The organism is Actinoplanes sp. NPDC051633 (assembly GCF_040681735.1).
GTDB lineage: Bacteria > Actinomycetota > Actinomycetes > Mycobacteriales > Micromonosporaceae > Actinoplanes.
Genome location: NZ_JBFAZH010000028.1, coordinates 1 through 18,729 on the forward strand (window position 1 = coordinate 1; position 18,729 = coordinate 18,729).

Below are 18,729 nucleotides of genomic sequence, written 5' to 3' on the forward strand. Positions count from 1 at the left end.
CCCACGCCTCGTCCGCCGGCACCAGCAGGTCGAGACCGGGCAGCTCGGCGAACGGCGCGGGCACCTCGAACGGGCCCGGAAAGGTCGCCTGCATCCGGGTGACGCCCAACCGGCGCAGACCGAGCCCGAAGCCGAGCATGCTGCCCAGCGCGTCGCCGTCGGGGTTCACGTGGCAGATCAGCAGGACCCGGCCGGCCGGCGCCAGCTCGCGGATCGCCGCGACCGCCGCCGACCAGTCGGCCTCCCGCGGGCCGGGGGCGGCCTCCACCGGAGGGGTGGAGGCGGCGCGAGTGGCCAGCTCGGTCACCCCTGGTCCTCGCGGGCGCCCACGCGATCGGGCTCCTCGTCCTCGTCGTCGTCGATCTTGTACGGGTCGGGGTCGCCCGCGTACTTCTTGCCCGCCGCGAGGCGCTGCACCTCGGCGTCCCGGTGCCGGGCGGCGGCCAGCAGGTCGTCGATCTCCTTGGCGTGGTCCTGCACGTTGTCGAGCACGAACGCCAGGCTCGGCGAGTGGCGCAGCCCGAGGGCGTGGCCGACGCGGGTGCGCAACATGCCCTTGGCGCTCTCCAGCGCCGCCGCGGTGGCGGACTGCTCGGTCGGGTCACCGAGCACCGTGTAGTAGACCGTGGCCTCGCGCAGGTCGCCGGTGATCCGCGCGTCGGTGATCGTCACCATGCCGAGTCGGGGATCCTTGATCTCGCGCACCAGCGACGCCACCAACTCGCGCACGCGCTCAGCGTGCCGACGGGTCTTGGCCGGATCTGACATATCGCCCACCTCCGACGAAACTGGTGACTGCGGGCGTCGCGCCCGCCCAACGCTTGGAGCCTACCCAGGTCGGGGTGGGGGCGAACGTTCCGGCGGTCCGTCTGTGGACAGCACCGCTCAGTCGTCGTCTCCGTGTAGCCGGCGCCTCACCGAGAGCAGTTCTAACTCGGGCCGCCCGGCGACCTGATGCTCGCAGGTGTCGATCACGCCGCGCGCATGCCCCGCGTCCGCGGCCACGACGGCGACCCCGATCCCGGCCCGCCCGTGCAGCTCGAGATGGTCGACCTCGGCGACGCTGACCTCGAACTTGCGGAGCATGGCGATGATCGGCCGGACATAGGAACGCTTCTGCTTGAGCGACCTCGAGTCCCCGGGCAGCAGGATGTCGAAGAACGCGGTCTCGGTGAACACGGCGAGCACGATACAAGCCGCGGGGCCGCGGCTCAGCCGGGTTACCGTGCGGGCTTCCGGGCGACGACGACGTCACGCTCGATCCCCTGGTCGACCCGATGCGCGAGATCGTCATGCGCCACGATCTCCAGCCCGTTCGCGACCAGGATGTCCTCGGCGAGCACGCGCTTGGCGACCTTGAGGTTCCAGGACAGGCCCATCGCCCCGCCGGGCCGCAGCAGGGACACCCACTGCGGCACGGCCCGCTCGAGCAGATCCAGCGGACGCCGGGACATCCCGCCCTCGTCCTCGAAACTCCCGTGCGCCACGCCGTAGGGCAGATCCGCCACGATCACATCGGCACTGCGCGCCCGCACCAACCCGTCCAGCTGCGTGGTGTCCGCCTGCACGACGGTCACCCGCTGCACCTCTCCGGCCTTGTGGTCCTCCTTCGAGGCCGCCATCGTCACCTCGAGCCGGCGCGCGGCCCGCTTCCCCTGGCGTCGCACCGGCACGAGATCGGCGGAATGCTTCAAGCGCTTGCGCTTGAGCCAGGTCTGCAGAAACAGCTTGTACGCCTCGAGGTCCTTGCCGTCGATCTCCACCCCGACGGCGTCATGCCCGTACATCAGCGCCTGGTTGAGCGTGGTGCCCCGCCCGCACACCGGATCGAGCACGACCAGCCCGCCGTCGAGCATCCGCGGCGCGGACGCCGACGCGAGCAGCGTCAGGTTGAGCAGGAGCTTGGTGAACTGCTCGTTGGTCTTCCCGGCATACTTCGGAATGGTGATCAGATCGCTGTCGTAGCGGGCGAGCGGTGACAGCGGAACGGGCCGCAGCAGGTCGTCGGGAAGCAGCTCGAAGAGCGCGAACGCCGCCGACATGTTGGAGAGATGGGCGACGTCGCGGTCGGAGAGCGCGCCGCGGAAGCCGAGATACTCCACCCCGCCCAGCTCGACGATCGAGGCGTCGGCGAGCGGCGCGGACAGCACCGGGGATAAGGCCGCCAACTCGACGAGCGCCAGTCGCCCGGCCTGATCGGCGTAGACCCGATTGGCGGACGGAGCGAGCAGCAGCGCATAGCGGGAAGACATGCCCGCCAGTTTCCCCGCCCGCCGAGCCGGAAAGCACGACGGCCCCCGCATCAGCGGGGGCCGTCGTGGACGATCGATCAGGCGCGCGGCTTCTCGCGCATCTCGAAGGTCTCGATCACGTCGCCGGTCTGCGGCGTGCCGAAGCCCTGCAGGGTCAGACCACACTCGAAGCCCTCGCGGACCTCGGTCGCGTCGTCCTTGAACCGCTTGAGCGAGCTGATCGTGACGTCCTGCGCCACCACCACGCCGTCCCGCAGCACGCGGGCCTTGGCGTTGCGGCGGATCAGGCCGGTGCGGACCATACAGCCGGCGATGAGTCCGATCTTGGACGAGCGGAAGACCTCGCGGATCTCCGCCGTGCCCAGCTCGACCTCTTCGTACTCCGGCTTGAGCATGCCCTTGAGGGCTGCCTCGATCTCCTCGATGGCCTGGTAGATCACGCTGTAGTAGCGGATCTCCACGCCGGCGCGGTCGGCGAGCTCCTTGACCTTGTTGGACGCCCGGACGTTGAAGCCGATGATCGTGGCCGTCGCGTCCGAGGACGCCGAGGCCAGGTTCACGTCGCTCTCGGTGATCGCACCGACGCCGCGGTGGATGACCTTGAGCTGCACCTCGTCCGGAATATCGATCTTGAAGAGCGCGTCCTCGAGAGCCTCGACGGAACCGGAGCCGTCGCCCTTGAGCACCAGGGTGAGCGACGCCTTCTCGCCCTCCTTGAGCTCGTTGACCAGGTCCTCGAGCGTGCGGCCACGCCGCGAGTTGGCGAAGGTCGCGGCCCGGCGGCGAGCCTGCCGCTGCTCCGCGATCTGCCGCACGGTGCGGTCGTCCTCGGCGGCCAGGAACGTGTCGCCGGCGCTGGGCACCGACGTCAGACCCAGGACCAGCACCGGACGGGCCGGGCCGGCCTCGGCCACGTTCTGGCCGTTCTCGTCGAGCATGGCGCGGACGCGTCCGTGCGCGCCGCCCGCCACGATCGAGTCGCCGGCCCGGAGCGTGCCCTTCTGGACCAGCACCGTCGACACCGCACCGCGACCCTTGTCGAGGTGCGCCTCCACCGCGACACCCTGCGCCGGCCCGTCGACCGGAGCGGTCAGCTCCAGCGCCGCGTCGGCGGTCAGCAGGACGGCCTCGAGCAACTCGTCGATGCCGATGCCCGGCTTGGCCGCGACGTTGACGAACATCGTCTCGCCGCCGTACTCCTCGGCGAGCAGGCCGTAGTCCGTCAACTGCTGACGAACCTTGTCGGGGTTGGCGTCCGGCTTGTCGACCTTGTTGACCGCGACCACGATCGGCACGTCGGCGGCCTTGGCGTGGTTCAACGCCTCGACCGTCTGCGGCATCACGCCGTCGTCGGCCGCGACCACGAGGATGACGATGTCGGTCACCTGGGCGCCGCGGGCACGCATGGCGGTGAACGCCTCGTGACCCGGGGTGTCCAGGAACGTGATCGCCCGGTCCTCGTCGTTGTGCCGGACCGTCACCTGGTAGGCGCCGATGTGCTGGGTGATGCCACCCGCCTCGCCGGCCACCACGTTGGTCTTGCGGATCGCGTCCAGCAGCTTGGTCTTACCGTGGTCGACGTGACCCATGACGGTCACCACCGGCGGCCGCGTGACCAGCCGGTCCTCGGCCACCTCGGCGTCGAGGTCGATGTTGAACTGCGCGAGCAGCGCGCGGTCCTCGTCCTCGGGGCTGACGATCACCACGGTGAAGCCCAGGTGCTCGCCCAGCAGCAGCAGCGTGTCGTCGGACACCGACTGCGTGGCGGTCACCATCTCGCCCAGGTTGAACATCTCCTGGACCAGCGAGCCGGGGTTGGCGTTGATCTTGTCGGCGAAGTCGGAGAGCGAAGCGCCCCGGGACAGCCGGATCTCCTGACCCTGGCCGCGCGGCGCGCCCGAGCTCATCTGCGGAGCCGACAGGTTGTCGAACTCCTGACGCCGCTGCTTCTTCGACTTCCGGCCACGGGTCGGCCGGCCACCGGGACGACCGAACGCACCCGCGGCGCCACCGCCACGGCCGCGGCCGCCGCCACCCGGACGTCCGGGAGCGCCACCAGCCGGTGCGCCACCGCCACCGGGACCACCGCGGTAACCACCGCCGCCGCCACCCGGACCGCCACCGGGACCACCGCGGTAACCACCGCCGCCGCCACCGGGACCACCACCGGGACCACCGCGGAAGCCGCCACCGGCGCCACCGCCGCCACCACCGCCACCGGGACGGAAGCCACCGCCGCCGCCACCGGGACGGCCTGCGCCACCCGGACCGCCACGACCGCCGGGGCCGCCACCGGGGCCGCCACGACCGCCGCCGGGACCGGCGGGACGCTGCGAGGGCATGGACGCGGGACTGGGCCGCGGCGGCATCGAGGCAGGGCTCGGCCGCGGCGGCATGCCCGCCTGGTTGGGACGCGGCATGCCGGCCGGGGACGGCCGCTGGCCGCCGCCGGACACGCCGAACGGGTTGTTGCCGGGACCACGCGCCGGGGGGCGCGGGGCGTTGCCGCCCGGGCCGGGACGACCGGCAGGGGCGCCGCCCGGGCCGGGACGACCGGCGGCAGGCGTACCGGGACGCGGCGGAACCGCGCTCGGGCCCGGACCCGGCGGACGCGGCCGCGAGCCGGGATCGGCCGGCGGCTGCTGCGCGCGACGCTCGGCGTCACGGGTGCGGGCGGCCTGAGCGGCCTTGACCGCGGCCTCCTGTTCGGCCTTCAGCGCCGAGGCACGCAGCTCGGCGGCCGCCACCTCGATGTCGTGCGCGCTGGCCGGCTTGGCGACCGGGCCGGGAGTCGGACCGGGACGGGCCGGACCGGGACGAGCCGGACCCGGGGTGGGTCGAGTGGCTGCCGGACGGCCGGGAGTGGTGGGAGCCGCCGGGGTCGCCGGAGCGCTGGGCGCTCCCGTGGCCGGGGCGGTGGGACGACGCGGCGGCGCGGGCCGGGCGCTCGTCGGGGACTTGGGCGCGCCGGAGGCGGCGCCGGGGGTCGCGGCGGGCGCGGGGGCACCGCCGCCGTTCTGGGTCTCGAGCGCGCCTCGCAGCCGCCGGGCCACGGGGGCCTCAACGGTGCTGGAGGCGGACTTGACGAACTCGCCCATCTCCTTGAGCTTGGCGAGAACGGTCTTGCTGTCGACCCCGAGCTCCTTGGCGAGCTCGTGTACGCGGGCCTTTCCTGGCACTGCACTCCTCACTTCGAGGTCGTGCGAGCCGAACCCGCAGCGACCTCACTCGTGCACTAGAAGCCTGGTCATTTCAGGGACTTCATCGTGTGCTCATGTCGGTCGTCCTACCTTGCTGTCCGGGTGGGGCGCCAACGCCCCACCATCGGTGGCTCCGGGCGGTCGAGAGACCGCACGGATGTGCTCGGCCAGCAGCCCGGTGTCAGCAACACCGGAAAAGCGCAGCGCCCGCCCGAAGGCGCGACGCCGCTCCGCCAGCGCGAAGCAAGCCGGATCAGGATGCAGGTGCGCTCCCCGACCCGGCAGTCGGCGGCCCGGATCGGGCTGGAGCCGGAGGTCTTCCCCCGCTCCCACCACGACGAACCGCACCGCAACAAAACGAACCAGTGTGTTGGCTGGTGCACGTGAACGGCAGCCGACACAGGTGCGCATCGGCCCAGCCGCAGACAAGTCTACTCCCCCACCCCCGGCTGCGCGTATTCGGTCAGCTACCGGCTTCGGCCGCATCGTGCTCGCTTGCCTCGCCCCGGGCGACGCCGGCCGGCTCGTTGTCCGGCTTGATGTCGATCCGCCAGCCGGTCAGCCGGGCGGCGAGCCTGGCGTTCTGCCCCTCCCGGCCGATGGCCAGGGACAGCTGGAAGTCCGGAACGGTCACGCGGGCGGTCCGGGCGGCCAGATCGACCACCTCGACGCGCAGCGCCTTGGCCGGCGAGAGCGCGTAGCCGACGAACTGCGCCGGGTCGTCCGACCAGTCGATGATGTCGATCTTCTCACCGTGCAGCTCGCTCATCACGGCACGAACCCGCTGGCCCATCGGCCCGATGCAGGCGCCCTTGGCGTTCACGCCGGGCACCGTGGACCGGACCGCGATCTTCGTACGGTGCCCGGCCTCCCGGGCGATCGCGGCGATCTCCACCGTGCCGTCGGCGATCTCCGGCACCTCGAGCGCGAAGAGCTTCTTGACCAGGGCCGGGTGCGAGCGGGACAGCGTGATCTGCGGCCCGCGGAAGCCCTTGGCCACGTGCACCACGATGCACCGGATCCGGGCGCCGTGGTCGTAGCTCTCGCCCGGGACCTGCTCGGACTGCGGCAGGACCGCCTCGAGCTTGCCCAGGTCGACGATGATGATGCCCTTCTCGGCACGGGCGGCGTCCGCCTGCACCACGCCGGTCACCAGGTCACCGTCGCGGCCCGAGTACTCGCCGAAGTGCGCCTCGTCGGTCGCCTCCCGCAGCCGCTGCAGGATCACCTGCTTGGCGGTCATCGCCGCGATGCGGCCGAAGTCGTGCGGGGTGTCGTCCCACTCCCGGACCACCGTGCCGTCGTCGTCCATCTCCTGGGCGTAGACCAGGGCCGCGCCGTTCTTGCGGTCGATCTCCACCCGGGCGTGGCTCTCCGCGCCGTCGGTGTGCCGGTACGCGGTCAGCAGCGCGGTCTCGATCGCGGCGAGGATCGTGTCGAACGGGATCTCCCGCTCACGCTCCAGCGCACGCAGAGCCGCGAGGTCGATGTTCATGAGTCCTCGTCCTCCCCTCCGAAGTCGTCCCCGTCGTCGTCGAGCTCGGCCTCATCGAATTGGGCCTCGTCCAGTCGCTTGAACTCGATCTGCACCTTGCCGGGGCCGAGGTCCGGATAGGCGATCTCACGCTGGTCCAGCACGATGCCCCGGTCGTCGGCCGCCGTCACCCGGCCGGTCACGCCGTTGACGGCGACCAGCCGGCCGACGTTGCGCCGCCAGTGCCGGGGCAGGGTCAGCGGCCGGTCCACACCGGGCGAGCCGACCTCGAGCTGATACTCACCGGCGATCACCTCGCCGCCGGTCTCCTCGGCCGCGTCCAGCGCCGCCGAGATCGCCCGCGACACCACGGCCACGTCGTCCAGGTTGATGCCACCGTCGGTGTCGACCAGCACCCGCAGCAGGTGCCGGCGACCGGCCCGGGAGAGGTGAACGTCCTCGAGGTCGTAACCGGCCTCGGCCACCACCGGCTCGATCAGGGCGACGACTCGGGTCTTCACCGCGGCGAGGTCGATCCGCGGGGCGGCCGGTGGGCGATCGGCAGGGCGGCCGGCGGAGCGATCGGCCGATCGATCGGCGGGGCGGCGTTGGCCGGGTCGAGCGCCTGCGCGACCACGCTGCGTCATCGGAGCCACCCCTTTCCACAACCGACAGAAACAAACCGGAAACACCGGCCAGCCGCCGGGCGAAAACCCCCGGCGGCTGCGCAGAGCGTAACGCGCCGCAGGCACGGGCCGTTCCCCGCCGCTCCGAATCCTCACCATGCGCTGGTCAACGCCTGGGTGCTCACCGGGTGGTGTCGATGGTGTTGACTGTTCGCCGTGGGGACGTGGGGACGGCGACGGCTGCTCGTGACGGCCGCCGGGGTGACGCTGAGTGGGTCGACGCTGACGGGCTGTGGACTTTTCGACAGTGACCCGCCGCCGACCCCCGAGCCCGACCCGATGCAGCCGGTGCTGGACGAGGCGAGGGCCCTGGCCGCCCGGTACGACCAGCTCGCGCTGACCAAGCCCGATCTCTCCGCCCGGCTCACCCCACTGGGTGACGACCACAAGGCACACATCGCCGAGCTGTCCCGCCTCATCGAGCCGGCGGCCGCACAGAGCACGAGTGCCGGCGCGAGTGCCGGCGCGAGTGCCGGCGCGAGTGCGAGCGCGGCCGCCGTCGAGAGCTCCCTCTCCCAGCTGCGGACGGCCGAGCAGACCGCTCAGCGCACCGCCGTCACGGTGGCGCGGACCGCGGAGCCGGACCGGGCCGCCCTCCTGGCGTCGATCGCCGCCTGCCGCGCCACCCATGTGGAGGCGCTGCGGTGAATGAGCAGCTCAGTGCGGCGTTGTCGGCCGAGGAGGCCGCGATCTACGCGTACGGGACGATCGGGGTGCACCTCACCGGGACCGACCGCGAGCTGGCCCGCAGCGCCGAGGCCGACCACCGCGCCCGCCGCGACCAGCTGGTCGCGAAGCTCGACCAGCTCAAGGCCAGCGCCCCGCCCGCGCCGGCCGGCTACGACCTCCCGTTCCCGGTCGCCGACCGCGCCGCCGCCCTCAAGCTGGCCGTCCGGATCGAGGACGGCGTGGCACAGGCCTGGCGGGCCGCGGTCCGGACCACCGCCGGCGCCGACCGCGCCTCCGCCCTGAGCGCGCTGAGCGCGAGCGCCGTGCAGGCGACCAAGTGGCGCAGACGCGCCGGCATCAAGCCCCTGACCATCGCTTTTCCCGGCAAGCCATAGACGATTTTCCCGGCGAGCCATAGACAATGATGTGGTGCAGCAGGACGAGATCGACGTCACCGGTCCACGCGGCTATCTGGCCGTCCGCCTGCGGGATGTGATCCAGGCGCGCTGGTCCGCCGAGGTGCGGGCCATCGGCGTCCACGGCTCGCTGGCGCACGGCGACGACACCGACGGCAGCGACGTCAACCTCGTGGTGGTCACCTACCGCCAGACCGGCCCGCGCCCGGCACTGCGCAAGGTGGACGGCGTGATGGTCGACCTGACCGTGGTCAACGCCGACGAGGGCATGCGCCGGGCCCGGGAGCTGACCCCGCGCTGGCCGCTGATCGCGGACCGGTACGTGACCACGAAATCACTGTTCGACCCGCACGGCTGGTTCGCCGCCCAGCGCGACGCCCACCTCGGCAAGCTGGCCGAGACGCGACCCGGCGAGTTCACCGGGCTGGCCCGGCGCAACTGGTGCGTCGCCTCGGCCGCCCACGTCCGCGCGGTCCGGCTCGCCGAGTGGTACGAAACGGACGCCGCCCTGGTGCTGATCGCCGAGGCCAGGCTGCACGCCGCGATGGTCGCCGGCCTGCTCAGCCGCACCTACTTCCGCAACCGGGCCGACGCGGTGAAGCGCACCGGCCTGGCCGGCGCCGACATGACCGAGCTCGGCGCGGTCCTCAAGCAGCAGGCGGAGGAGCTGACCGCCCGCGGCCGCCCGGTGGACGGCAGCCTGAAGGACCTATTCGAGTAGCGCGCCGATCCCGTAGGTCACGGCGGCGGCCAGCGCGCCCAGCGTGAGCTGACGCAGGCCGCTGAGCACCCACGACCGGCGGGTGAAACGCGCCACCAGCGCGCCGACCACGAACAACCCCAGACCGCCCACCCCGAGCGCGAGCCACAGGTTGTCGAAGCCCAGAAGGTACGGGATCAGCGGAACCGCCGCGCCCACGGCGAAACACAGGAACGACGACACCGCGGCGGTCCAGGGGCTGGGCAACTCGTCGGGCACGACGCCCAGCTCCTCCTGGGCGTGCACCCGCAGCGCCTGCTCCGGTTTGTCCTTCAGCACGTCCGCGACCTGCCGCGCGAGATCGACCGGCAGCCCGCGCGCGGTCCACATCTCGACCAACTCGTCCGCCTCGCCGGCGGGGTTCACCCGCAGCTCGTGCAACTCGACGGCGAGCTCGGCGGCCACCTGCTCGTTCTGCGTCCGCACGCTGGTCCACTCGCCGATGCCCATCGAGATGGCCCCGGCGACCAGGCCGGCGACCCCGGCCAGGACCAGGGGACCCTGTGCGGCGCCGACCCCGGCGATCAGCGCGATGTTCGTGACCAGGCCGTCCATCGCGCCGAACGTGGCGGCCCGCAGCCACCCGCCGGAGACGTCGGCGTGATGATGTTCTACGGGAGTGTCAATATCTCGGCCCCGTCCTCGGTGACCACCAGCGTGTGCTCGAACTGGGCGGTCCATTTGCGGTCCTTCGTGACAACCGTCCAGCCGTCGGACCACAGCTCGTACTCGTAGGTGCCCAGGGTGATCATCGGCTCGATGGTGAAGGTCATCCCCGGCTCCATGATGGTGTCGAGTCGCGGGTTGTCGTAGTGCGGGATGTAGAGGCCGGAGTGGAACGTCTCGGCGATGCCGTGGCCGGTGAAGTCGCGCACCACGCCGTAGCCGAAGCGGCGGGCGTACGCCTCGATGACCCGGCCGATCGCGTTGATCGGGCGGCCCGGCGCCACCGCGCGCACGCCCCGCATCATCGCCTCGTGCGTACGCTCCACCAGCAGCCGCACCTCCTCGGAGACGTCACCCACGCAGAACGTCGCATCGGTGTCGCCGTGCACCCCGCCGATGTACGCGGTCACGTCGACGTTGATGATGTCGCCGTCCTCGATCACCGTGGTGTCCGGGATCCCGTGACAGATCACCTCGTTGAGCGACGTGCAGCACGATTTCGGGAAGCCCTTGTAGCCCAGCGTCGACGGGTACGCGCCGTGGTCGATGAGGAACTCGTGCACCACCCGGTCGATCTCGTCGGTGGTCACCCCCGGCTTGCAGTGCTCACCGGCGAGCTGAGTGGCCTGCGCGGCGAGCCGGCCCGCGAGCCGCATCTTCTCGATCGTCTCGGGCGTCTGCACGTGCGACCCACGCCACTCTTTCGGGCGCTTCTTCCCCACGTACTCCGGCCGGACGATGGATCCCGGCACCGCACGCCAGGGCGACTGCTTACCCGGCACCAGGGGGGCACGAACACTCATTCCACCAGCCTATCGCTGCCGAATGAGCGCCGTTGAAAGGAACGTAACGGCTCGGTTGCCCACATTGAACCGGTTGTTGCCGCCGCCGAAGACGCTGTGTCATCGTGCATGCGTGGATCAAGACTTCACCGCCACCGGCGAGGTCGCCGGCGACCGGGTCACGGTCGTGGTGACCGGCGAGGTGGACATGTCGACCGCGTCGGCCATGTTCGACGCGGCGACCCCCGACGGGGCCCGGGCCGCGACGCTCGACCTGACCGGCGTCACGTTCTTCGACTCCGCGGCCATCCATGCGCTGGTCCGGCTCAACGAGCGCTACGCGGGCGAGATCAAGGTCATCACGTCACCGCAGGTGCTGCGCGTGCTGGACATTTCGGGGCTGTCGGGGCAGCCCTGGGTCACGGCCGGCTGAGCGGACGCCGCAGCGCCACCGTCGTCCCCTGATCGGATCGGGTCACCGACAGCTCCGACAACGCCCCGATCAGCGCCAGTCCCCGCCCCCGGAAGCCGGCCCCGGACGAGGGCCGCCACGTCCCGGTGTCCTGGATCGTCACGGTGACCGCGTCATCGTCCAGCGATGCCGACACGGTGATCACCGGCTCGGCCGGGTCGACCGGGTGCTCGATCGCGTTGGCCGCCGCCTCCGACACGGCCACGGTCAGGTCGAAGACGTCCTGCTCCGGCACCTCGTGCGCGATCAGGAAGTCGTCCAGGCGGCGGCGCAGGACGCTCAGCCGGGTCGGGTCGGCCTCCAGCCGCAGCACGAACTCGCGCGGCTCGGTGACGTGCAGCGCGAGCAGGGCGATGTCGTCGCGCCGGGTCTGCCGGGACGCCTTGGCCAGCAGCACGTCCAGCAGGTCCTCGACGTGGTCGGCGGGCTTCGCCACGTCGCTGATGAGGTCGGCCAGGCCGGCGTCGATCCCCCGGTCGCGGTCCTCGATCAGCCCGTCGGTGTAGAGCAGCAGGCGGGTCCCGGCGGCCAGCTCGGTCTGCCGGGTCGGATATTCGATGTCGCGCAGGGCGCCGATCGGCGGGCCCATCGCGGCCGGGTAGAGGAACGTGCCCTCGTCGCCCGGCTGGGCCAGCACCGGCGACGGGTGCCCGGCCGAGGCGTAGGAGAGCCGGCGGGTGCGGGGGTCGAAACTGATGCACACCACGGTGGCGAACTGCCGCCGGCCCAGGTTGTGCACCAGGCGGTTGAGGCGGGTCAGGCTCTTCCCGCAGTCGAAACCCTCGAGGATGTACGCGCGCAGAGCGTTGCGCAGCTGCCCCATGCCGGCGGCGGCCTGCACGCCCTTCCCGACGACGTCCCCGATAACCAGGAACAACCCGTCCCGCGAAGGGATCACGTCGTACCAGTCGCCGCCGACGTCGGCCTCGCTGCTGCCCGGCAGGTAGCGCGCGGCCACCACCGCGCCCGGGATCTTCGGCAGCGACGCGGGCAGCAGGCTGTGCTGCAGCGTGCTGGCGATCCGGTGCTCGGCCTCGTAGAGCCGCGCGTTCTCCAGCCGCAGGCCGATCAGCCGGGCGAGCTGGGTGAGCAGCGCGGGCTCCAGCACGCCCGGCTCCTCCACGCTCGCCCAGACGCTGATCTCGCCGCGCACCTCACCGGAGGTGTCCAGCAGCGGGAGCACCGAGACCGGCTCGGCGTCCGGCGCGGCGCCACCGTCGACCTCTGCCCGGACACCGGGCGCGGTCACCAGGACACGGCCGGCCGAGGTCATGGCTCGCACGTGCCGGGCCGCCACGTCGAGCACCTCGGCGGTGGTCTTGACCGTGTTGACCGCCGCGGCCGCGTCGACCAGGCCGCGCAGGCGGGAGATGATCTGCCGGCGGACCTGGCCCAGCTCGAGGTTCGCGCGGACCCGCGCGGTCAGGTCCCGGGCCGAGAACGGCTTCACCAGGTAGTCGTCGGCGCCGGCGGTCAGGCCCTCGACCGAGGCCTCCTCGCCGGCCCGGGCGGAGAGCACGACGATCGGCACGTCCCGGGTTCGCTCGTCCGCCCGCAGCGCCTCGATCAGCCCGAATCCGTCCAGCCGCGGCATCATCACGTCGGTCAGCACCAGGTCGTAGTGGTCCTGCCGAGCGGTCTCCAGCGCCGCCTGGCCGTCGTTGACCGCGGTCACCTCGAAGTGCGGCTGCAGCAGCCGGCTGACGTGGTCGCGCAGATCGGCGTTGTCGTCGGCGAGCAGGATCCGGCCGCGCCGGCCGGCCTGGACGGCGCCCACGGCCGGCCGGGCCGACCCGGGCCCGCCGGAGTCGCCGGTCCACCAGTGCGCCTCCTCGACGTAGAGGCGCGGTTCCATCTCCTCGCCGATCAGCGAATCGTCGTGGACGAGGTGCTCGGGCGGCAGGTGGCCCGTACCGAAGGGGATCCGCACGGTGAAGACGCTGCCGCGACCGACCTCGTTCTGTGCGGTGGCCGTGCCGCCGTGCAGCTCGGCCAGCTCGCGCACCAGCGCCAGGCCGATGCCGGTGCCCTCGTGACTGCGCGACCACGTGCTGGTTACGCGGTGGAAGCGGTCGAAGAGCAACGCCTGCTCGTCCTCGGGGATGCCCACGCCGGTGTCCTCGACGGTCAGCACCGCGTCGCCGTCGGCGGCCGCGACCCGCACCGTGATGCCGCCCTCCCGGGTGAACTTGACCGCGTTGGAGAGCAGGTTGAAGACGATCTTCTCCCACATCTCGCGGTCCACGTGCACCGGCGCCGGCAGCGGCGGGGTGTCGACGTCGAGGCGCAGCCCGGCGCGCTCGATCGCCGCGCGGAAGGTGCCGGCCAGCCGGGCCGTGTAACCGGCCAGGTCGGTCGGGCGGTACTCGGCACGCATCCGCCCGGACTCCAGCCGGGAGAAGTCGAGCACCGTGTTGACCAGCTTGAGCAGGCGGATCCCGTTGCGGTGCATGAGCTGCAGGCGGTCGCGCAGCTCGGGCGCCGGGACACCGTTCAGCAGATCCTCGAGCGGGCCGAGGATCAGGGTCAGCGGGGTACGGAACTCGTGGCTGACGTTCGAGAAGAAGTTGGTCTTCGCCGTGTCCAGCGCGGCCAGCTCCGCGGCCCGGCGGCGCTCCTGCTCGTATGCCCGGTGATTGGCCACCGCCCGGGAGATCTGCGCGGCCACCAGGTCGACGAAGTCGCTGTACTCCGAGTCCAATGCCAGGAACCGGCTCAGCCCGACGACCAGCGCCCCGGCGCTGCCGGTGCCGACGGCGATCGGCAGGACGAGCGCCTCGGCGGCCGCGTCCGGCGGCGGGTCGGCACAAACCAGGCTCGCCTCGACCCGGCGCGGCAGGCCTGCGAGGTCCGGCCGCACCGGCACGGCTCCGGTCCAGCCCATCATCTCGACCTCGCGGCCGGTGGCCGGATCGTCCAGCCAGAGCGCGGAGAACGGGATGTCCGTCCGGCCCTCCGAGAGCACCTGTGCCACCTGGGCCCCGAGTCCGGCCTGGTCGGTCTCGTCGGCGAGACGCCGGCCGAGCGCGCTGAGCGCGCGCAACCGGCGCTCGCCGAGCACCCGGCCGGTGGTGTCGCTGGTGATGCACATGACCCCGCTGACCGAGCCGTCGGCCGCACGGATCGGGTCGAACGAGATGTCGAAGTACGTCTCCTCGAGGAAGCCGTGCCGCTCGAGCATGAAGGGGTGATCGGCGGCCCAGAACGACTCGTCGCTGGTCACCACGCCGTCAAACAACTCCTGCAGCACTCCCCACGCCTCGGCCCACATCTCGCGGCCGGGCCGGCCCAGCGGACCGGGGTGCTTGACGCCCATCGTCGGGATGTACGCGTCGTTGTAGAGCGCGCAGTAGTCCGGCCCGTGGAAGATGACGATCTGCGCGCGCGACGCCAGCATGGTGGCGACGGCGTTCTGCAGCTCCTGCGGCCACTGCTGCGGCGGACCCAGCGGGGTGGTCGACCAGTCGAGCTCCCGCATCCGGCGGCCCATCTCGCCGCCGCGCTCGAACGCCGTCCGCAGCCGCTGTGGCAGGGCGTCGTCCGGGCCCACGCTCACCCCTCCAGCTATGCGGTCACGTCAGGTTAGGCACGGTAACACCGCCGGGCGCCAGCCACCGCTCGAGATCACCCGGTCAGTCGAGCGCGGGAAGGCCGTCGATGCTCTCGGAGTTTTTGAGCTTGCGATATGCGGCGAGCGCGGCGTCGTCCTTGCGCTCGCCCCAGCGCAGCAGCACATCGCGGTCGCCCTCGTAGCTCATCAAGGGCACGGCGTAGCCACAGGAATCGCTGACCCGGTGCACCGCGACGTCGATGATCGACCGGGCTCCGTGCGTGTCCGGCGACTCCGGGAACCACGACAGCATCTCGCCGAACGACGGGTCGGTGACCGGGATCACCCGGCCGGTGCCGTACAGCCGGACGATGTTGGGCGGGCCCTCGAAGGCGCAGAACATCAGCGTGATCCGGCCGTTGTCGCGCAGGTGGGCGATCGTCTCGGCGCCGCTGCCGTGAAAGTCGAGATACGCCACCCGCAGCGGATCCAGCACCACGAAGGTGCCGGTCATTCCCTTGGGCGAGACGTTGACATGGCCCTCGCCGGCCGCGGTGGCCACGAAGAACATCCGTTGCGCCGCGATGAACGCCCGCAGCTTCTCGTTGATGTCCTGGTGCACTTTCATGCGGCCAGCGCCGGTCGGCTCAGCCCCGAGTGCCGCGCGGCCGCCTCGTTCAGCGCCGCGAAGACCCGCAGGTCACCGGTGCGCTCGGGGTGCCACTGCACGCCCAGCGCGAAGGTGCGCGACGGGTGCTCGATGACCTCGAGGACGTTGTCGTCGGGGCACCAGCCGGTGGCGATGAACTCACCCGGATCGTCGACGCCCTGGTGGTGGAAGGAGTTGACGGTCAGCCGCCGGCCGAGCAGCGCATGTGCCCGCGAGCCCGGCTTGACCAGCACCTCGTGCCGGCCGTACGCGCTGGCGCCGGCGGCCATCGGGTCGGCGCCCGCGGCGGCGCGGTGGCGATCGTGGCCGAGCAGATCGGGCAGGTGCTGGTGCAGCGACCCGCCTGACGCCACGGCCATCACCTGCATCCCGCGGCAGACGCCCAGGGTCGGCAGGTCCATCTCGAGCGCCGCCCTCATCAGCATCAGCTCGCTGGTGTCGCGCGGCTCGTCGATGTCGATCTCCGGGTGCCGCGCGGCACCCCAGTGCATCGAGTCGATGTCGGCGCCGCCGGCGAACATGATGCCGTCCAGCGACTCGAGGACGTCGATGCCGGGCTCGTCGGGGGTGATCAGGACGGCTCGGCCGCCGGTGGACTGGACGGCCTTGACGTAGGTCATCGGCAACATGCCGACCATCACGTCGTTGTTGTTGTACTGCACCTGCCGGGCGTAACAGGTGAGTCCGATCAAGGGCCTGCGCATGAGGAGCGGTCCTCCGTTTCCTCGCCTTTGCGTGTCGTCCCTTCGTTGCAACGCATCAGGACGCCGCAGCATTCACCAATGCGCCGAACAATCTGACATCTCTGTTCAGCTCGGGGTGCCACTGCACGCCGAGCAGGAACCTGCGGGCCGGGTCCTCGACCGCCTCGGGCAGCCCGTCCTCGGCCCGGCCGGTGACCCGCAGCGTGCCCGGGTCAGCGACGCCCTGGTGGTGGTAGCAGTGGATCGACAGGTCGTCGCCCATCAGCGCGGCGATCCGGCTGCCGGGCTCGAACCGCGCGTCGTGGGTGCCGTAGACGCCGGGCGCCGGCCGGTGCTTCTCGTGGCCGAGCACGTCGGGCAGGTGCTGGTGCAGCGAGCCACCGGCCGCCACGACGAGCAGCTGCATGCCGCGGCAGACGCCGAGGATCGGCAGGTCGGCGTCGAGCGCGGCGCGGGTCAGCGGCAACTCCCCCGCGTCGCGCCGGGCGTCGTTCACCGTGAGCGGCGAGGGCTCGGCGCCATAACAGGACGGGCCCAGGTCGGCTCCGCCGGCAAGGATCAGACCGTCGAGGGCGCGCAGCACGTCGGTGTCGGCGTCGTCGGGCGGCAGTAGCACGGCCCGGCCGCCGGCCAGCGTGACGCCCTCGACGTACGCGTGCGGGATCAGGGTCGTCGGCAACTCCTGCCAGACGCCCCACGTGGCCGGTTCCACATATGTCGTGATGCCGATGATCGGGCGCATCGCCCCACCGTAGTCAGGTGAAGTTACGGATCAAGTGTTACGCGGCGCCACTCACGGTCGAGCGGCGCCGCGTCACAGGCCCTTCACCCACTCGCACGGCGGTCCGGCGCTCGTGCAGGTGGGGATTCGACCCCTTCGCCCTGGTCATGCTGCGGGCGTGCTCTTGTCGTTCCCACACGGCTACGACGTAAACACGGTTTATAGAGGGGTCACATAGGCGCCCGTGATACCTCCGTCGACGACGAATTGCGAAGCGGTCATGAACGACGCGTCGTCGCTCGCGAGGAACGCCACCGCGGCGGCGATCTCCTCGGCCTCCGCGAACCGGCCCATCGGGATGTGCACGAGCCGGCGGGCGGCCCGCTCGGGGTCCTTCGCGAAGAGCTCGATCAGCAGCGGGGTGGCCACCGGACCGGGGCACAGCGCGTTCACCCGGATGCCCTCGCGCGCGAACTGCACGCCCAGCTCCCGCGTCATCGCCAGCACCCCGCCCTTGCTCGCGGTGTAGGCGATCTGCGACGTGGCCGCGCCCATCAACGCCACGAACGACGCGGTGTTGATGATCGAGCCCTTGCCCTGCCGCCGCATGTGCGGGATGGCGTACTTGCAGCCGAAGAACACCGACGTGGTGTTGATCCGCAGCACCCGTTCCCAGGCGTCGAGGCCGGTGTCGAGGATCGAGTCGTCCTCGGGCGGCGAGATGCCGGCGTTGTTGAAGACGATGTCGAGCCGGCCGTGGCGCTGCGCGACGCCATCCATCAGCGACCGCACCGACTTCTCGTCGCCGACGTCCACCCGGACGAACTGACCACCGATCTCGGCCGCGGCTTTCTCCCCGGCCTCCGCCGAGATGTCGGCGCACACGACCCTCGCGCCCTCGGCGGCGAACCGCCGCGCGGTCGCCAGCCCGATCCCACTGCCGGCGCCGGTGATGACCGCGACCCGGTCCTGCAAGCGTTCCAACTAAGCCTCCGTCGCGATGAACACGTTCTTGGTGTCGGTGAACGACAGCAGCGCGTCCGGACCCAGCTCGCGGCCCAGCCCGGACTGCTTCATCCCGCCGAACGGGGTCCAGTAGCGCACGGACGAATGGGAGTTGACGCTCAACGCGCCGGTCTCCACCGCCCGTGAGACCCGCAGCGCCCGCCCGAGGTCGCGGGTCCAGAGGCTGCCGGACAGGCCGTACTCGGTATCGTTGGCGAGCCGGACCGCCTCCTGTTCGTCGCGGAACGGCAACACCGACAGCACCGGGCCGAAGACCTCCTCGCGCCAGTGCCGATCGCCGGTGGAGTGGGCGAGCAGCACGGTCGGCGGGAACCACCAGCCGTCGCCGTCCGGCGCCGAGCCGGTGAACGCGACGTCGGCGCCCTCGACGTAGGACGCGACGGACTTGCGCTGCGCGGCCGAGATCAGCGGTCCCATCTCGGCGGTCTCCTCGGCGGGCGGGGCGACACGGAACGCGCGCACCGCCGGCTCCAGCAGAGCGAGGAACTCGTCGTACACGGAATCCTGAATGAGCAGCCGGGAGCGCGCGCAGCAATCCTGCCCGGCGTTGTCGAAGACACTGGCGGGTGCGGCCGCGGGCGCCGTGTGCAGGTGGGCGGCCGCGCATTCGTTGTTTGGGCTCATTGCCCCCCGCTCGAGCGGGGACCCGTTAAACTGGGGGGGGCAGCCGGGCAAGATAGC

Annotated in this window: 19 protein-coding genes and 1 pseudogene; 4 read left to right on the forward strand and 16 right to left on the reverse strand. The window is 71.6% G+C overall.

Annotated elements, in window-relative coordinates; all coding sequences use genetic code 11:
• The 8 genes and pseudogenes from AB0M20_RS03385 to rimP all read right to left on the reverse strand — a co-directional run.
• A pseudogene (locus AB0M20_RS03385) lies at positions 1 to 268 on the reverse strand (bifunctional oligoribonuclease/PAP phosphatase NrnA); the annotation flags it as partial.
• A gap of 35 nt (positions 269 to 303) precedes the next feature.
• Positions 304 to 768 carry a 30S ribosome-binding factor RbfA gene (gene rbfA, locus AB0M20_RS03390; protein WP_364292975.1) on the reverse strand — a complete coding sequence of 155 codons (465 nt, stop codon included), beginning with the start codon at positions 766 to 768 and terminating at the stop codon, positions 304 to 306.
• A gap of 117 nt (positions 769 to 885) precedes the next feature.
• Entirely contained in the window at positions 886 to 1,179 is a 294-nt protein-coding gene (locus tag AB0M20_RS03395) for a DUF503 domain-containing protein (RefSeq protein WP_364292978.1), read from the reverse strand.
• Positions 1,180 to 1,220: 41 nt separating this feature from the next.
• Positions 1,221 to 2,252 (reverse strand): SAM-dependent methyltransferase, encoded by a 1,032-nt coding sequence (locus AB0M20_RS03400; RefSeq protein WP_364292981.1) that lies wholly within the window; start codon positions 2,250 to 2,252, stop codon positions 1,221 to 1,223.
• A 77-nt stretch (positions 2,253 to 2,329) separates the two neighbouring features.
• A complete protein-coding gene (gene infB, locus AB0M20_RS03405; RefSeq protein WP_364292984.1) occupies positions 2,330 to 5,431 on the reverse strand; it encodes a translation initiation factor IF-2 in 3,102 nt (1,033 codons plus the stop codon).
• 93 nt (positions 5,432 to 5,524) lie between these two features.
• Entirely contained in the window at positions 5,525 to 5,863 is a 339-nt protein-coding gene (locus tag AB0M20_RS03410) for a YlxR family protein (protein ID WP_364292987.1), read from the reverse strand.
• A 52-nt stretch (positions 5,864 to 5,915) separates the two neighbouring features.
• The gene (nusA, locus tag AB0M20_RS03415) at positions 5,916 to 6,947 is read right to left on the reverse strand and encodes a transcription termination factor NusA (RefSeq protein ID WP_364292990.1); all 1,032 of its coding nucleotides are present in this window, start codon (positions 6,945 to 6,947) and stop codon (positions 5,916 to 5,918) included.
• On the reverse strand, positions 6,944 to 7,573 hold the full coding sequence (rimP, locus tag AB0M20_RS03420) for a ribosome maturation factor RimP (RefSeq protein ID WP_364292993.1): 630 nt from the start codon (positions 7,571 to 7,573) through the stop codon (positions 6,944 to 6,946). Before rimP ends, nusA begins: the two co-directional genes overlap by 4 nt.
• Positions 7,574 to 7,768: 195 nt before the next feature.
• Between rimP and AB0M20_RS03425 the strand changes: the two genes are divergently transcribed.
• Genes AB0M20_RS03425 through AB0M20_RS03435 form a run of 3 tightly spaced genes read left to right on the forward strand, consistent with a single transcriptional unit; the run spans position 7,769 to position 9,418 of the window.
• Positions 7,769 to 8,260 (forward strand): hypothetical protein, encoded by a 492-nt coding sequence (locus tag AB0M20_RS03425; RefSeq protein WP_364292996.1) that lies wholly within the window; start codon positions 7,769 to 7,771, stop codon positions 8,258 to 8,260.
• The gene (locus AB0M20_RS03430; RefSeq protein WP_364292998.1) at positions 8,257 to 8,676 is read left to right on the forward strand and encodes a ferritin-like domain-containing protein; all 420 of its coding nucleotides are present in this window, start codon (positions 8,257 to 8,259) and stop codon (positions 8,674 to 8,676) included. The genes AB0M20_RS03425 and AB0M20_RS03430 overlap by 4 nt, the downstream gene beginning before the upstream one ends.
• A 34-nt stretch (positions 8,677 to 8,710) precedes the next feature.
• Positions 8,711 to 9,418 (forward strand): nucleotidyltransferase domain-containing protein, encoded by a 708-nt coding sequence (locus AB0M20_RS03435; protein ID WP_364293000.1) that lies wholly within the window; start codon positions 8,711 to 8,713, stop codon positions 9,416 to 9,418.
• Here AB0M20_RS03435 and AB0M20_RS03440 read toward each other — a convergent pair.
• Positions 9,407 to 10,084 carry a VIT1/CCC1 transporter family protein gene (locus tag AB0M20_RS03440; protein ID WP_364293021.1) on the reverse strand — a complete coding sequence of 226 codons (678 nt, stop codon included), beginning with the start codon at positions 10,082 to 10,084 and terminating at the stop codon, positions 9,407 to 9,409. The genes AB0M20_RS03435 and AB0M20_RS03440 overlap by 12 nt on opposite strands.
• Positions 10,069 to 10,926 (reverse strand): type I methionyl aminopeptidase, encoded by an 858-nt coding sequence (map, locus tag AB0M20_RS03445; protein ID WP_364293003.1) that lies wholly within the window; start codon positions 10,924 to 10,926, stop codon positions 10,069 to 10,071. The genes AB0M20_RS03440 and map overlap by 16 nt, the downstream gene beginning before the upstream one ends.
• A 112-nt stretch (positions 10,927 to 11,038) precedes the next feature.
• On the opposite strand from map, the gene AB0M20_RS03450 reads away from it, so the two are divergent.
• Positions 11,039 to 11,338 (forward strand): STAS domain-containing protein, encoded by a 300-nt coding sequence (locus AB0M20_RS03450; RefSeq protein WP_364293006.1) that lies wholly within the window; start codon positions 11,039 to 11,041, stop codon positions 11,336 to 11,338.
• Here the strand turns inward: AB0M20_RS03450 and AB0M20_RS03455 are convergent.
• The 6 genes from AB0M20_RS03455 to AB0M20_RS03480 all read right to left on the reverse strand — a co-directional run bounded on the left by AB0M20_RS03455 (position 11,325) and on the right by AB0M20_RS03480 (position 18,723).
• A complete protein-coding gene (locus AB0M20_RS03455; protein WP_364293024.1) occupies positions 11,325 to 14,867 on the reverse strand; it encodes a SpoIIE family protein phosphatase in 3,543 nt (1,180 codons plus the stop codon). The genes AB0M20_RS03450 and AB0M20_RS03455 overlap by 14 nt on opposite strands.
• A 142-nt stretch (positions 14,868 to 15,009) precedes the next feature.
• Positions 15,010 to 15,555 carry a pyridoxamine 5'-phosphate oxidase family protein gene (locus tag AB0M20_RS03460; RefSeq protein WP_364293009.1) on the reverse strand — a complete coding sequence of 182 codons (546 nt, stop codon included), beginning with the start codon at positions 15,553 to 15,555 and terminating at the stop codon, positions 15,010 to 15,012.
• Complete coding sequence (locus tag AB0M20_RS03465) at positions 15,552 to 16,301, reverse strand: gamma-glutamyl-gamma-aminobutyrate hydrolase family protein (RefSeq protein WP_364293012.1); 750 nt, start codon at positions 16,299 to 16,301, stop codon at positions 15,552 to 15,554. The genes AB0M20_RS03460 and AB0M20_RS03465 overlap by 4 nt, the downstream gene beginning before the upstream one ends.
• A 55-nt stretch (positions 16,302 to 16,356) precedes the next feature.
• Positions 16,357 to 17,043 carry a gamma-glutamyl-gamma-aminobutyrate hydrolase family protein gene (locus AB0M20_RS03470; protein WP_364293015.1) on the reverse strand — a complete coding sequence of 229 codons (687 nt, stop codon included), beginning with the start codon at positions 17,041 to 17,043 and terminating at the stop codon, positions 16,357 to 16,359.
• Between the two features lie 198 nt (positions 17,044 to 17,241).
• Complete coding sequence (locus tag AB0M20_RS03475; RefSeq protein ID WP_364293018.1) at positions 17,242 to 18,006, reverse strand: 3-oxoacyl-ACP reductase; 765 nt, start codon at positions 18,004 to 18,006, stop codon at positions 17,242 to 17,244.
• Positions 18,007 to 18,723, reverse strand: a complete 717-nt coding sequence (locus AB0M20_RS03480; protein WP_364293027.1) for an aldehyde dehydrogenase family protein — start codon at positions 18,721 to 18,723, stop codon at positions 18,007 to 18,009. It abuts the gene before it with no gap.
• Positions 18,724 to 18,729 lie beyond the last annotated feature (6 nt).

What these genes read in the sequence shown, in the direction of transcription:
- AB0M20_RS03410 (WP_364292987.1), bottom strand. Translation starts at nt 5,863, where the DNA reads ATGCGCACCTGTGTCGGCTGCCGTTCACGTGCACCAGCCAACACACTG.
- AB0M20_RS03460 (WP_364293009.1), bottom strand. Translation starts at nt 15,555, where the DNA reads ATGAAAGTGCACCAGGACATCAACGAGAAGCTGCGGGCGTTCATCGCG.
- AB0M20_RS03465 (WP_364293012.1), bottom strand. Translation starts at nt 16,301, where the DNA reads ATGCGCAGGCCCTTGATCGGACTCACCTGTTACGCCCGGCAGGTGCAG.
- AB0M20_RS03400 (WP_364292981.1), bottom strand. Translation starts at nt 2,252, where the DNA reads ATGTCTTCCCGCTATGCGCTGCTGCTCGCTCCGTCCGCCAATCGGGTC.
- rbfA (WP_364292975.1), bottom strand. Translation starts at nt 768, where the DNA reads ATGTCAGATCCGGCCAAGACCCGTCGGCACGCTGAGCGCGTGCGCGAG.
- map (WP_364293003.1), bottom strand. Translation starts at nt 10,926, where the DNA reads ATGAGTGTTCGTGCCCCCCTGGTGCCGGGTAAGCAGTCGCCCTGGCGT.
- AB0M20_RS03455 (WP_364293024.1), bottom strand. Translation starts at nt 14,867, where the DNA reads ATGGGCCGCCGGATGCGGGAGCTCGACTGGTCGACCACCCCGCTGGGT.
- rimP (WP_364292993.1), bottom strand. Translation starts at nt 7,573, where the DNA reads ATGACGCAGCGTGGTCGCGCAGGCGCTCGACCCGGCCAACGCCGCCCC.
- nusA (WP_364292990.1), bottom strand. Translation starts at nt 6,947, where the DNA reads ATGAACATCGACCTCGCGGCTCTGCGTGCGCTGGAGCGTGAGCGGGAG.
- AB0M20_RS03470 (WP_364293015.1), bottom strand. Translation starts at nt 17,043, where the DNA reads ATGCGCCCGATCATCGGCATCACGACATATGTGGAACCGGCCACGTGG.